The following is a 12971-nucleotide window of genomic DNA, read 5'->3' on the forward strand; positions in this document are numbered from 1 at the left end:
ATATTATGGTAAACAAGAGAATCAAATCATTAGTTTTAGCAATGATTTTGGTAATGTCTGTGGCATTTGCAAACAGTTCACTTATTTTTGCACAAGAGAATAATGAGCTTGTAATAGTTCACATCAATGACACACATGCCAGAGTTCGCTCATCAATGGATAACGATGGTAATCTTACAGGAGTGGGTTTTGACAGAATTACTACTTATAGAAATGAACTTTTAAAATCAAATCCTAACGTACTTCTTCTAGATGCAGGTGATACCATTCATGGTCAACCTATAGCTACCTTGAGTCAGGGAGAAAGTATCGTAAGACTTTTAAACCTTATGGAAATCGATGCATTTGTTCCTGGAAACCATGATTTTAACTATGGTTTTGATAGACTTAAGGAACTTGAAAGAATGATGAACTTTCCAGTAATCGCTGCAAACGTAGCTGACACTTCTGGAAATTTAGTATTTGAACCTTATATAATAAAAGAAATGGAAGGCTTCAAGGTTGGTATATTCGGACTTGCAACTCCAGAAACAGCTTGGAAAACAAACCCAACAAACGTTGAATCCGTTAGATTTACTGATATAGTCGAAGGAGCTAGAAGCTCAGTTGAAGCCCTAAAAGCTGAAGGAGTAGACGTAATCATAGCTCTATCTCATCTTGGACTTTATGAAGGAGATTATACAAGCGATATCGTAATTAATGCAGTAGATGGAATAGATGTCCTAGTAGATGGTCACAGTCACACTACTCTTGAAGAGGGTCTTATGATAAATGATACCCTTGTAGTAAGCAGAGGGGAATATGACAAAGCCTTTGGAGTTGTAACTGTAAAACTTCAAGACGGAGCCGTTACTGAAAAAACTGCAATGCTGATTAAAGCTGCTGACGCTTTAGATATAGAGCAAGATGGAGAAGTTCTAGCTCTTCTTACAGATATAGAAGCAGATGTTCAAGAAGTATTAAATCAGGTAATAGGAAGCTCAGCTGTAGAACTTGATGGGGCAAGAGAAAATGTAAGAACTGGAGAAAGTAATCTGGGACAGCTTCTTACAGATTCTATGAAATCAGCTTCAGGAGCTGAAATAGCAATAACTAACGGTGGTGGAATCAGAGCTTCAATCCCGGCTGGAGAAATCACTAAAAACCATATAGTTACTTCATTCCCATTTGGAAACTACCTTGTAACTAAAAACATAAAAGGTTCTGATATAGTTGCAGCTCTTGAAGTAGGATCCGCTGGATATCCTGATCAGCTTGGAGCATTCTCTCACGTGTCAGGATTGACTTACAATATCGCACCTAATCTTCCTGCAGGCTCAAGAGTAACTGACGTTATGGTAGGCTCTTCTCCTATAGATATGGACAGAGAATACCTAGTTGTAACAAATGACTTTATGGCTGCTGGTGGAGATGGTTATGTTATGTTTAAAGATCAACCAGTTGTAAATGAATTTGCTGCAATGGATGAAGTTCTTATAAACTATATCCAGTCTCTTGGACAAGTACAGGGAACTATGACTCCTAGAATCACTTTCAATGATGTAGAAGCTACACAACCAGAAGTTGAAGAGCCGGTTGTTACACCTGCTCCAACTCTTCCTTCAAGACCATATGTTGCTCCGTCAACTGTAAATTATGTGGTAGCTGAAGATTCTACAATATTTGAAATTGCAAATCAGCTTGAACAACCTTGGCAGTATATAATTGTTTTAAACCCTGAAATAGTTTCAACTATGAGTGAAATTAAAGCAGGGCAAGTACTAAAAGTTCCTTCAAACTAATATGAAAAAAAGAACTACGGTATATTTTTCTAATATACCGTAGTTCTTTTTAATTGTTTAAAATTTACTAGTTGATTTCAGTCACCTGATATCCAAATTCCTCAACTGCACTTTTTAAGGTAGAGTCAGACACTTCTTCTTTCATTGATACTACTGCCTTTCCACCCTTTAAATCAACCTCTACAGATTCTACATTTTCAACATCTTCAAGAGCCATTTTTACATGAGCTTCACATTTATGGCAAGTCATCCCTGATACCGATAAAGTTTTTTTCATAATAATCCTCCTATACCCCATGGGGGTGTTTTGAATATATTATATCATATCATTTTCTATTTATCTAGATATTGCGATGTATTCTAAATATAAAATATTTTTTAAGTTATAAATTAAAACTACTAACCCTTAAACTCTTTTAGTATTTTTTCTCTAAGTTCACTATCCATGGCAACATCATATCCAGTAAGAGCCATAGCAGCACTTCCTGTATATATTACATTCTTTCCTTTTTCTGAAAGAGTTGCAGCTGCAAAGGCTCTAGTGTGTGGATTGAGACTCTCATCTCCAAAACCTATCCACGGATGAATAGATGGAACCCTGTGACTTACATTTCCCATATCTATAGACCCTGTCATATCTCTAGTCAAATGTGGTCTTTCAAGTCCTATATACTCTATATTGTCAGAAAACTTTTCTGACAGTACTTCATTGGTTCTCATATCCTGATATGAGGCTTCGTAGTTTTTCATTTCAAATGTAGTACCTGTAGCAAGAGCCGCAGCCTCAGCACACTTTACTACCTCCTCTTTCACAAAATCAAGATACTCTTTTTTTGCTGCCCTAAGATAAAACTTCCCCTGGGCATGCTCAGGTATTATGTTTGCCGCAAGTCCTCCTTCAGATATTATTCCAGCTATATTTGCATCTTTTTTAAGCCTTGCTCTTAAAGAAAATGTAAGATTAAATAGATGGATAAGTCCTTCTAGGGCATTTCTTCCCATATGTGGCTCTGCTGCTGCATGAGCTGTCTGTCCATGAAAATCAAACTGTATAGCTTCAAGGGCAGAGGAAGTACCGCTCTTTGCCATAAGTGCAGTAGGATGGCACATCATGGCGCAAAATAAATCATCAAACGCTCCCTTTTCTACCATCTCAACTTTGGCACCACTTGTCTCTTCCGCAGGAGTACCATATACAACAATTCTTAGATTAAGATCATCCGCACATTCTTTGAGGGAAGTAGCTGCTCCTACTCCCATAGCTGCAATCGAGTTGTGGCCACACCCATGACCTATCTCTGGAAGTGCATCATATTCACAAAGATATCCTATTTTCATTCCCCCTTCAGGGCCGTATTCGGCTCTAAAAGCAGTCTCTATACCAAGGTATTTTTCCTCTACATTAAATCCCTGATTTTTAAGGAACTCTATAAGTAGCTTTGAAGACTCAAACTCTTCATATCCAAGCTCTGGATTCTCATAAAGCTTTCTATTTATCTCCAGAAGCTCCGGCATGATTTTGTTTAACTTAGCTATAATCTTATCTTTCATACAAATCTCTCCCTCTATGTTTTTTATACGATTTTAAATATTATACCCAAATTTCTTTCTCAAAACTTTTCCGTATTCACGACCCAAGTACCCTATCGTTTTATAGTTGGAGTGAAACCACGTCGTTATACGACAAACAAATATACATACACCTAAGGTAAATCAAATAAGACTCGTATATTAAAATCTGGATTAAATAAATCTGACTCATCATTACATTCCTCAATCCACCACGAGCTAAAAAAATCTTCTACCATACCTTCTGAAAATGTTAGCCAAAGGTTAAGTGGAAATGGTTGTTTTCTAGTAATATAACCTAATCTATAATAATCTTCCCTATCGACAAAGTTGCGACCACCATATTTGTACTCAACAACCTTAAAAAAATATTCTTCTTTTATTTTATATTCTTCCTTTAAATCAGCTTTAAAAAAACTTTTCTCCAATCGTTCACTATTAAATTGAGCTAATTCAAGCAAACATCGTGTTATTTCTTCTAATTCTATTAAATCAATTTTTGAAATTTGATTATTTTTACCATTAGATGGAAATGCATATGAGAAAAGTTCTCTATTATCCTTTGCCAGTGTTATAAACTTAATAATTCTTTCACCTTCTTCACTACTAATGCTTTTAAGGATATTAGAAGTATTTTTTATAATTTTACTATGAGACATCGTTACTATTTGCCCATTATTCCATAGAGTTTCTGGCGATGTAAGAACTAAAGCTCTGCAAGCAGAAAGCAAAGTATAATATATTAAATATGATTCCGTTATCATTACATTTTTCTCTATTGAATATTCTAAGGAATTACAAAATAAAGTTGAAGCTAATATCATTTTACATGCTAGATAATTTCTCACAATCCATTCGGAGTGTAAATTATCATTCCACCCTTGCACTAATTTATCAGTTCTCTTAATAAATCTACATCCATATCTCTCTAATTCTTCGCTTTCAAAATAATTATTTAATGATTTATAGTTGTACGAAACACCGCTAAGAATTCTTACTATTGCTTGTGACATCTGCACCTCCTTGTTTTTATGTCATATAATGTTTCTACCATTCTCGACACCTTCGAACTATACCTCATGTATAGGCTGCCTTGACGTTACACTTACTAAATTAGAAGAGTGATGTTCTGAACTTGCTCTTCGACTTTGTTCTTACACCACTGTGGGAATACCCTGTTATCTAAAGTTATGCTTCTAGCTAAACTACAAAAAATAATTTATATCTTATTCTTGTCTTGCTGATATGTCCCAATCCTCATCATATTGTTTGATAAGAGATAATCCATTACATACGTACTTCTCAATTTCAAGTTCTACTGTCCAATAATTACTCCCATGAAAACCTTCCAGATTTATAATTGGTAAGTAGTATTGAAAACGCTGAATTTCTTTTTTGGGTTCTACTTTAGGAACAAATTTTTTTCCATGAATTACTTTATTACACGCTTCTCGTAAATCCAATTTGTATTGTCTATTATTAATAAAAAAATTACCGACGATCTCATAAGGTAACCTGATTTTCTTATCTTTCTCCTTAAATTTATCATCAATCATCCTTAGATTTATTGATGTTGAGATTAATTTTTCTTGTATTATAAAGCCCTCCGTGAAATGAATCGTTAACAAATCTTTATCTACAAACTTATTTAGCAATTGGTGATTATATTTACTCGAAGAAATTATGCTAAGTAATATAACCAAATCCTTTTCAATTGTTTCAGTATCAAAAAGATATTTACTCAATTTAAACCTCCACTAAACAGTGTTAATCCAACCTAAGAATTAAGTATTATCTGTGCCCAATTTCATATAACGTTTATATCCCAGAATTTCGAGAGCTAACATTATATAAGTTATAAAAATTTAGTGTTTAAAAAATAAGGCACTTCTGCCCCTTTACCCTCTAAGTTAATCCACCTATCTACTCAATCTCATCCCCCCATATACAAGTTTAACACTTTTTATCTATCGGTACATTAGAAGAATAGTGAATTTTCTATGAATTCAATTTTATATACTTGTTTTAGATATATAAGGCAATAAAAAAAGCACGTACCCGCAAGTACATGCCTTAGTCTTTTTAGAATTTTCTGCTACCAGGTTTTACGACTTCTATTCCACTTTCACAAAGTGGGCAGTCTTCCTTGTCATATGTATCTATATCCACTCTTAATGAGCTTATTACATCTAGCTCTAGCTTTGAAGATGTCCTATCTATTATTGAGGCTATTGCTAGTACCTTTGCACCCATAGATTCAAGAAGTTCTTTTACCTCCATCGATGATTTTCCAGTGGTTACTACATCCTCACAGATTACTACCTTTGACCCTTCTTTTATCTCAAACCCTCTTCTAAGAGCCATTATATTGTCCACTCTCTCTGTAAATATAGCTTCAAGGCCTAACTGCCTCCCTAGCTCATAGGCAACTATTATGCCTCCCATTGCCGGGCCTACAAGTACATCTATGTCCATTTCTTTTAGCTTCTCTGCAACTGGCTTTAGTATTTTTTCTGCCTTATCTGGATATCTCAGTACCTTGGCACATTGTACGTATCTATTTGAATGCTTTCCTGAAGAAAGAAGAAAATGTCCCTCTAATAGTGCATCTGTTTCTTTTAGTATTTCTATCATCTTATATTATCCCCCTTATTTCATCTAAATTTTTAATATTTTCCTCTTCCATAAACCTCTTTATACCGTCTATTATGTCTCTTCCTGCATATGGGTTCATAAATGATGCCGTACCAAACTGAATAAGGTGGGCTCCTGCCATTATAAATTCTATTGCATCTTCGTAAGTTACTATTCCGCCCATTCCAATCACTGGAACGCTTACAGTCTTTGATACATCCCTTACCATCTTTAGTGCTATAGGCTTTATAGCTGGACCTGAGAGACCTGCATATATATTGTTAAATACTGGCTTTCTTTTCCTTATATCAATCTTAAGGGCAGATACAGTGTTTATAAGGGATATCCCGTCAGCTCCTTCAAATTCACAGGTAGCCGCAATTCTGCTTATATTTTCTGCATTTGGTGAAAGCTTCACAACAAGAGGACAGCTTACTACTTTTCTAACCTCTCTAACCACCTTTTCTGCACCTTCGCATGTAATACCAAAGGCAATTCCCCCTTCTTTTACATTAGGGCATGATATATTTAGCTCGATAATATCTATTTTTTTTGAATTTTTTTCTGCTTTTTCAACTTTTTTATTATGCTCTTCTATCAGTCTAGCTCCTTCAATATATGTATCAAGGCTTGAACCTCCAAGATTACCAAGGATTACTGACTCTATATCATTCATTTCTTCTATTCCTTGATTTAAAAAATACTCTACTCCTGGATTTTCTAGTCCTATAGAGTTCATGACTCCACCTGATGTTTCTGCTATCCTAATCCCCTTGTTTCCAGCTCTGCTTTCTAAGGTAAGTCCTTTTGTGCTTATACCTCCAAGGATTGAAGGGTCATAGTAGTCTTTATATTCATTTCCAAAGCCAAAGGTTCCCGAGGCAGCAATTACAGGATTTTTAAAATCTATTCCAAAAGCATTAATCTTCATCTTTAAAATCCACCTCACTTCCTCTAAACACAGGCCCTTCCTTGCATACCCTTACTCTCTTTCCATTTACATCACAGGTGCAGGAAAGACATGCTCCAACTGCGCAGCCCATATGCTTTTCAAGGGACACATAGGTGTTTTTATTCAAGTTCTTTACTTTTTTCATAAGTATTTCAGGACCGCATGTCATTACTGCATCATATTTACTTAAATCTATTTTTTCTGTCATATCATTTCCTATATTAAAGTATGTAGCTCCATATCTGCTGTAGCTTTCTCCTATCTCTCTCATCTGCTCAGGACTCATAGCTTCCTTTCTCATACCAAGATAGATATCAGGATTATTTAACTTTTTGGCAAGATACATAAGTGGGGCTATCCCCATACCTCCCCCAACGAGAGCAACTTTTTTGTCTATATACTCGTCTACAGGGAATCCATTTCCATATGGGCCATAAAGGGTGATGCTGTCACCTCTTTGCATCTTCGAGAAATACTGGGTTCCTTTGCCTACAGTTTTGTACATAAACTCTATATAATTATCTCCTATATCATAGATGCTGATAGGTCTACTAAGTGTCATAAAGCTATCTTCTGACCTAAGCATATAAAACTGTCCTGGACTTCCCTCAAAATTTCCTTCTATTCTCATGATATAAAAATCAATCCCGATTTTTTTATTAAAGGCTATTTTATACATCCTATAAGCTCCTTTGAAAGTCTTTGAGCTCTTTCTTTAAGCTCTTTTCTAAAATCACTAGAATCAGAAAGCCCTGCTGTATATCCTCTAGATACGTTTACAACTCCATTTTTATTTTCATATATTAGCTCCCTTATATCCTCTATGGATGCACCTTGGGCTCCATATCCTGGTATAAGAAGATATATGCCTTTTGTCGTTTCTTTAAGCCTCTTTAGCTCCTTTGCTTCGTTTACACCTACTACTGCTCCGATTGGAGAATACTCAGACTGTACATCAAGTTCTTTTGACCATTCTTTGATTTTGTTTAGTACCCTTTCATAAAGGGTTTCATTTCCTATCCTAAGGTCTTGAAAATCAAGGGAACCTTCATTAGATGTCTTTCCAAGTACAAAAGCACCTTTGCCTTTTTCAAAGTATTTAAAATATGGAGATATCGCATCTTTTCCCATATAAGGACTTAGAGTCACTATATCTGATTCAAAATCTCCTGTAAAATGTCCCTTTGCATAAAGCCCAGCAGTAGAGCCTATATCTCCTCTTTTCACGTCTCCAATTACAATCTCATCAAGGGACCTTATATATGAAAGTATGTCGCTGTATGCCTTCATTCCATCTAATCCTTCGGCTTCATAACAAGCTATCTGTACCTTGTAACATGCTGCATATTCTCTTGAGATATCTATAGCTTCTTTAGCATATGCAAAGAGCATATCACTTTTTTTCTCAAAACCTTTTGTTATTTCAGTTGGAATCTGATCCATTATAAGGTCTAAACCTACACAAAAAGGGCTTTTTTCTAAAGCCCTTTCTTTAATTAAGTCCATTATCATATAAAAGTTCTCCTTTTCTTATGGTTTTAGTAACTATAGCTTCTACAGAATCATTTTCAAAAGGAGTGTTTTTTCCCTTCGATTCAAAATCTTTACTATCTATGTTAAAACTTCCTTCTTTAATAATAACTATATCTGCATCTTCTCCAGCTCTTATCTCTCTATGGGAAAGCCCTAAAAATCTTCCAGGGTTATAAGACATTAGTTTGCTAAGCTTATCCATACCAAGTTCTTCTTCTTTAAAAACCTTGTGGCATAATGAAAAGGAAGTCTCTATTCCAGATATCCCTGGAGCACCATTTGCTTTATCCTCTATAGTATGTGGAGCGTGGTCAGTTGCTATAGCATCTACATAGCCTTCTTTTATAGCCTTTATTAGAAACTTTCTATCAGACTCAGTTGCAAATGGAGGATTTACCCTATAGTCTATATCTGATTTATATATATGATGAGGGGCAACTTCTACAGTAATATTTAACCCTTCTTTCTTAGCCTTTATAATCTCTTTCATTGACTGCTCTTTGCTGATATGGCAAAAGTGAAAATTGCCTTTTGTTTTTCTTACAATATCTAGGTTTCTTTGAACCATTTCAGTCTCAGGCTCATCGTGACTTAGTATTACAAAGTCAAGGTCTCTAGAATAATAGAGTGCATATTCAAGAAGCTTTGGATCATCAATATTTTTCCCATCATCTGAAAAGAATCTCGTCATCTCACGAATTTTAAGGAAATCCACTAGCTCTTTGCCTTCTAGATTTTTTGTAACGCTTGATACTTGAAAAAGTTTTATAAGGTTTAGCTTTCTATTTTCAGTAAGCATATCCTCTACAAGCTCTCTAGAGTCAACTACAGGGTTTGTGTTCGCCATGGCAAGTACATGAGTGTATCCGCCTTTTAAGGCAGCTTTGTTGCCGCTAAGAAGTGTTTCTTTATGGCTTTGCCCAGGATTTCTCATATGAAAGTGAAGGTCTACAAATGATGGCATGACTATATTACCTTCTGCATCTATAGTTTTTATTAATGGTTTTTCGTTATTTTCAAGACCAGGTATCTGAAGCTTTTGAATAGAATCATAGATATAGTGTTTTATTTTTTCACTACCTATCATCCTTATCTTTCCCTTTTCTATAAGAAGCTCGTCATTTAGTATTCCATTTTGGTCTATAATTTGGCAATTTTTTATATGAAGCATGGGATTCTCCTTTATTTAAAACAAAGGGACAGGGAAAATCTTCCCAATCCCATTTTTTAATTTACATTGCATAGTTCGAGTCGCAGTACTCGCAGGTATATATATGTTTTTCTGGGTCTAGGAGTCCAAATCCAACCTTGTCCATTTTTTCATGGTTGGATACGCATTTGTTATTGTCACATGTCGAGTAAAGCTGGTGTCTTGAATCTTCGAAATCATCCTTTGACTGCTCTTTTTCTTTCATAAGTTTTAGTATAAGAGCCATCCTTACGTACATCCCATACTTAGCCTGAGGAAAGTATACAGCTCTTTTGTCCTTATCAACATCCTCAGATATCTCGTTGACTCTTGGCAGGGGATGCATTACTATCATGTCTTTTTTTGCAAGAATCATTTTATTTTTGTTTAGTATAAATAAATCCTTGAGCCTGTCATACTCTTTAGGATTTTCGAATCTTTCTTTTTGAATTCTTGTCATATAAAGTACATCTGCACTTGGCAGTATGTCTTCAAGTGAGCTAACTTCAAAGAAAGAACTTTCTTTTATATAGGATTTTACATAGTCTGGGATTTTTAGTTCCTTAGGAGATACAAAATAGAATGTGTTGTTTTCAAACTGTGAGAGTGCCTTTACTAGAGAGTGGACTGTTCTTCCATTTTTTAAGTCTCCGCAAAGTACTATATTTAGATTATCAAGCCTTCCTTTTTCCATGCTTATAGTCAAAAGGTCGGTTGTCGTTTGAGTTGGATGCTGGTGTCCTCCATCTCCTGCATTGATTACAGGAATATCAGAGTAAGCACTTGCAAGCTTAGGAGCCCCCTCTAGATAATGCCTCATTACAGCAATATCTGCATAGCAGGCTATTGTTCTTATAGTATCTTTAATTGATTCTCCCTTGGAAACAGATGAATTTTGGGCTTCAGAGAAACCGATGATTTGACCACCTAGCCTGAGCATTGCAGCCTCAAAGCTGAATCTCGTCCTTGTAGATGGTTCGTAGAATAGTGTTGCAAGTAGTCTTCCTTTCATCGCATCTGCATACTTAGATGGATTTTCCATAATGTCCTTTGCAACATCGATTAGATTTGTTAATTCTTGGCGTGAAAAATCACTTACCTCAATAAAATGTCTCATATTATTTCCTCCTTGTTAGTCTCTCGGACTAAATTAAAAGAGTTACCTTTTGTCAAACATCATACACCTTGATTTTGTCTTTGTCAATTAGAAAAGTGAATCAAATTTTTTTACGTAAAAAAAACGAAGCCTAGTGGCTTCGCTTTAAGTATTGTAATTATTCTGGCTGGCAAGCGTCTACTGGACAAACTCCAGCACAAGCTCCGCAGTCTATACATGTAGAAGCATCGATAACGTATTTGTCGTCTCCTGCAGTAATACAGCTAACTGGACATTCTGGCTCACATGCTCCACAGCTGATGCAATTTTCATTTATTAAGTATGCCATAACCAATTCCTCCTTCATATTCAACAATAAAGTATAAATCTAAGCTGATTATATCATGTGATGTATAATATGTAAATATAAAAATCATCGATAATCCTTCTCATTTGAACGCTTTGAGCAGATTGTAACCCCAAAATAATCCCTAGTTTTTTAGTCTGAATTTATAAATATACTATATCTATGTATCTTTCTCTATTATTCTATATATCTCATATGTATATTTTAAATTCCCAATCCCGCTTTGCAAGAAATCATTGCACATCTTGCATTTTTATTTTCCTATATAAGAATTCACCTTTGTATACAGTATTATATTACTCTTTATTTAGATACAATATTTAGTCAATTGCACAGTCTGCACTTTTTTATTCATATTGGGTTTTTTATGACAATTTCCTTCTAAAATGAGTTACAATAAAATTGACATTATGTTATAATCAAAATCAAGAGTGGGAAAACGTTATATAAAAATCATGAGTTAGGGGGCAACAAATATGGAAAACAAAAATGTTAAAGAGTCTTTAAATCCATTTGAGATTGCACAAAGACAAGTAAAAACAGCATGTGACAAACTTGGTGCAGATCCTGCAGTTTACGAAATCCTTAAAACTCCAGCAAGAGTAATCGAGGTTTCTTTCCCTGTAAGATTAGACAACGGAACTATCAAAACTTTTACAGGATTCCGTTCTCAGCACAACAACGCTTGTGGACCTTTCAAAGGCGGACTTAGATTCCACCCAGGAGTTACTTATGACGAAGTTAAAGCACTTTCTACTTGGATGACTTTCAAGTGCTCAGTAACAGGTGTTCCATACGGCGGAGGAAAAGGTGGACTTGCCATCGATCCTAAAGATTACTCTGAAGGAGAGCTTGAGAGAATTTCAAGAGGTTTCGCTAAGGCTTTAGCTCCATTTATAGGAGAAAAAGTAGATATCCCAGCTCCAGACGTAAACACTAACGGAAAGATAATGGCTTGGATGGTTGACGAAATCGAAAAATCTACTGGACAATTCCAGCCAGGAGTACTTACTGGAAAGCCTGTTGACTTCTTCGGATCTTTAGCTAGAACAGAAGCTACTGGATACGGTGTTGCTATAATGGCTAGAGCTGCTGCAAGCAAAAAGGGCATGAACCTAAACACTGCTACAGTTGCAGTTCAAGGATTTGGAAACGTTGGATCTTTCGCAGCTAAGTACATAACTGAAATGGGAGCAAAAGTTGTTGCTATTTCTGACTCAAGCTGTACACTTGTAAACAAAGATGGACTTGATATTCCTGCTGCTATAGCTTATGCAGCTGAAAATGGAAGCATCAAAGGATTCGCAGGAGCTGAAGAGCTTCATAGAGATGCACTTCTTACTCAAGAAGTTGATATCCTTATGCCTTGTGCACTAGAAAACGTAATAACTTCTGCAAATGCAGATGATATAAAAGCTAAAATAATCTCTGAGGGAGCTAACGGGCCTACAACTCCAGAAGCTGATGAAATCCTATTCAACAAAGGAGTTCTTGTAATCCCTGATATACTTGCTAATGCAGGTGGAGTTACAGTTTCTTACTTCGAGTGGGTACAAAACCTTATGAGATACAACTGGTCTTTCGAAGAAGTTCAATCTAAGCAAGATGTTCTTATGGACAAAGCTTTTGAAGATATCTGGACTCTTATGGGAGAGCACAGTGTTGACATGAGAACTGCTGCTTACATGATGAGTATCAAGCGTATAGCAGTTGCTATGAAATACAGAGGCTGGTACTAAAATAAAGCATATTAAGAGGGGCTGTCGGGAAATAGCCCCTTTCTAAAAAGCGACTTTGTCGCTTTTTTTAATTCTTAAAAAAATATAAAAAAAAGGCAGCAAATTAATGCC

The 12971-nt window shown here is 35.6% G+C and carries 13 protein-coding genes; 2 read left to right on the top strand and 11 right to left on the bottom strand.

Annotation, left to right across the window (positions count from 1 at the left end; translation table 11 throughout):
- The first annotated feature begins 5 nt into the window (after window positions 1–5).
- A complete protein-coding gene (locus tag J2Z35_RS08675; protein WP_209661005.1) occupies window positions 6–1781 on the top strand; it encodes a 5'-nucleotidase C-terminal domain-containing protein in 1776 nt (591 codons plus the stop codon).
- A 67-nt stretch (window positions 1782–1848) separates the two neighbouring features.
- Here J2Z35_RS08675 and J2Z35_RS08680 read toward each other — a convergent pair whose 3' ends face one another.
- The 11 genes from J2Z35_RS08680 to J2Z35_RS08730 all read right to left on the bottom strand — a co-directional run bounded on the left by J2Z35_RS08680 (window position 1849) and on the right by J2Z35_RS08730 (window position 11103).
- A complete protein-coding gene (locus J2Z35_RS08680; RefSeq protein WP_209661006.1) occupies window positions 1849–2058 on the bottom strand; it encodes a heavy-metal-associated domain-containing protein in 210 nt (69 codons plus the stop codon).
- A 122-nt stretch (window positions 2059–2180) separates the two neighbouring features.
- Entirely contained in the window at window positions 2181–3332 is a 1152-nt protein-coding gene (locus tag J2Z35_RS08685; RefSeq protein ID WP_209661007.1) for a M20 family metallopeptidase, read from the bottom strand.
- 152 nt (window positions 3333–3484) lie between these two features.
- Complete coding sequence (locus tag J2Z35_RS08690; protein WP_209661008.1) at window positions 3485–4363, bottom strand: hypothetical protein; 879 nt, start codon at window positions 4361–4363, stop codon at window positions 3485–3487.
- 213 nt (window positions 4364–4576) lie between these two features.
- Window positions 4577–5095 carry a hypothetical protein gene (locus J2Z35_RS08695; protein ID WP_209661009.1) on the bottom strand — a complete coding sequence of 173 codons (519 nt, stop codon included), beginning with the start codon at window positions 5093–5095 and terminating at the stop codon, window positions 4577–4579.
- A 337-nt stretch (window positions 5096–5432) separates the two neighbouring features.
- On the bottom strand, window positions 5433–5984 hold the full coding sequence (pyrE, locus tag J2Z35_RS08700; RefSeq protein WP_209661010.1) for an orotate phosphoribosyltransferase: 552 nt from the start codon (window positions 5982–5984) through the stop codon (window positions 5433–5435).
- 1 nt (window position 5985) lies between these two features.
- Complete coding sequence (locus J2Z35_RS08705; RefSeq protein WP_408627186.1) at window positions 5986–6924, bottom strand: dihydroorotate dehydrogenase; 939 nt, start codon at window positions 6922–6924, stop codon at window positions 5986–5988.
- Complete coding sequence (locus J2Z35_RS08710) at window positions 6905–7615, bottom strand: dihydroorotate dehydrogenase electron transfer subunit (RefSeq protein WP_209661012.1); 711 nt, start codon at window positions 7613–7615, stop codon at window positions 6905–6907. The genes J2Z35_RS08705 and J2Z35_RS08710 overlap by 20 nt, the downstream gene beginning before the upstream one ends.
- A complete protein-coding gene (gene pyrF / locus J2Z35_RS08715) occupies window positions 7603–8448 on the bottom strand; it encodes an orotidine-5'-phosphate decarboxylase (protein ID WP_245330820.1) in 846 nt (281 codons plus the stop codon). Before pyrF ends, J2Z35_RS08710 begins: the two co-directional genes overlap by 13 nt.
- Window positions 8429–9640, bottom strand: a complete 1212-nt coding sequence (locus tag J2Z35_RS08720) for a dihydroorotase (RefSeq protein ID WP_209661013.1) — start codon at window positions 9638–9640, stop codon at window positions 8429–8431. Before J2Z35_RS08720 ends, pyrF begins: the two co-directional genes overlap by 20 nt.
- Before the next feature lie 61 nt (window positions 9641–9701).
- Window positions 9702–10775, bottom strand: a complete 1074-nt coding sequence (pyrB, locus tag J2Z35_RS08725) for an aspartate carbamoyltransferase (protein ID WP_209661014.1) — start codon at window positions 10773–10775, stop codon at window positions 9702–9704.
- A 157-nt stretch (window positions 10776–10932) separates the two neighbouring features.
- Complete coding sequence (locus tag J2Z35_RS08730) at window positions 10933–11103, bottom strand: DUF362 domain-containing protein (RefSeq protein ID WP_209661015.1); 171 nt, start codon at window positions 11101–11103, stop codon at window positions 10933–10935.
- Between the two features lie 494 nt (window positions 11104–11597).
- Here J2Z35_RS08730 and J2Z35_RS08735 point away from each other — a divergent pair, with 494 nt between their 5' ends.
- Window positions 11598–12860 (top strand): Glu/Leu/Phe/Val family dehydrogenase, encoded by a 1263-nt coding sequence (locus J2Z35_RS08735; protein ID WP_209661016.1) that lies wholly within the window; start codon window positions 11598–11600, stop codon window positions 12858–12860.
- The last annotated feature ends 111 nt before the right edge of the window (window positions 12861–12971 follow it).

The sequence above is a fragment of the Acetoanaerobium pronyense genome (genome assembly GCF_017874355.1).
Lineage (GTDB): Bacteria > Bacillota > Clostridia > Peptostreptococcales > Filifactoraceae > Acetoanaerobium > Acetoanaerobium pronyense.

Bases quoted from the DNA above. Each gene is read 5' to 3' on its own strand.
- J2Z35_RS08675 (WP_209661005.1), top strand. From the start codon at position 6: ATGGTAAACAAGAGAATCAAATCATTAGTTTTAGCAATGATTTTGGTA.
- J2Z35_RS08680 (WP_209661006.1), bottom strand. From the start codon at position 2,058: ATGAAAAAAACTTTATCGGTATCAGGGATGACTTGCCATAAATGTGAA.
- J2Z35_RS08685 (WP_209661007.1), bottom strand. From the start codon at position 3,332: ATGAAAGATAAGATTATAGCTAAGTTAAACAAAATCATGCCGGAGCTT.
- J2Z35_RS08690 (WP_209661008.1), bottom strand. From the start codon at position 4,363: ATGTCACAAGCAATAGTAAGAATTCTTAGCGGTGTTTCGTACAACTAT.
- pyrE (WP_209661010.1), bottom strand. From the start codon at position 5,984: ATGATAGAAATACTAAAAGAAACAGATGCACTATTAGAGGGACATTTT.
- J2Z35_RS08710 (WP_209661012.1), bottom strand. From the start codon at position 7,615: ATGTATAAAATAGCCTTTAATAAAAAAATCGGGATTGATTTTTATATC.
- pyrF (WP_245330820.1), bottom strand. From the start codon at position 8,448: ATGATAATGGACTTAATTAAAGAAAGGGCTTTAGAAAAAAGCCCTTTT.
- J2Z35_RS08720 (WP_209661013.1), bottom strand. From the start codon at position 9,640: ATGCTTCATATAAAAAATTGCCAAATTATAGACCAAAATGGAATACTA.
- pyrB (WP_209661014.1), bottom strand. From the start codon at position 10,775: ATGAGACATTTTATTGAGGTAAGTGATTTTTCACGCCAAGAATTAACA.
- J2Z35_RS08730 (WP_209661015.1), bottom strand. From the start codon at position 11,103: ATGGCATACTTAATAAATGAAAATTGCATCAGCTGTGGAGCATGTGAG.
- J2Z35_RS08735 (WP_209661016.1), top strand. From the start codon at position 11,598: ATGGAAAACAAAAATGTTAAAGAGTCTTTAAATCCATTTGAGATTGCA.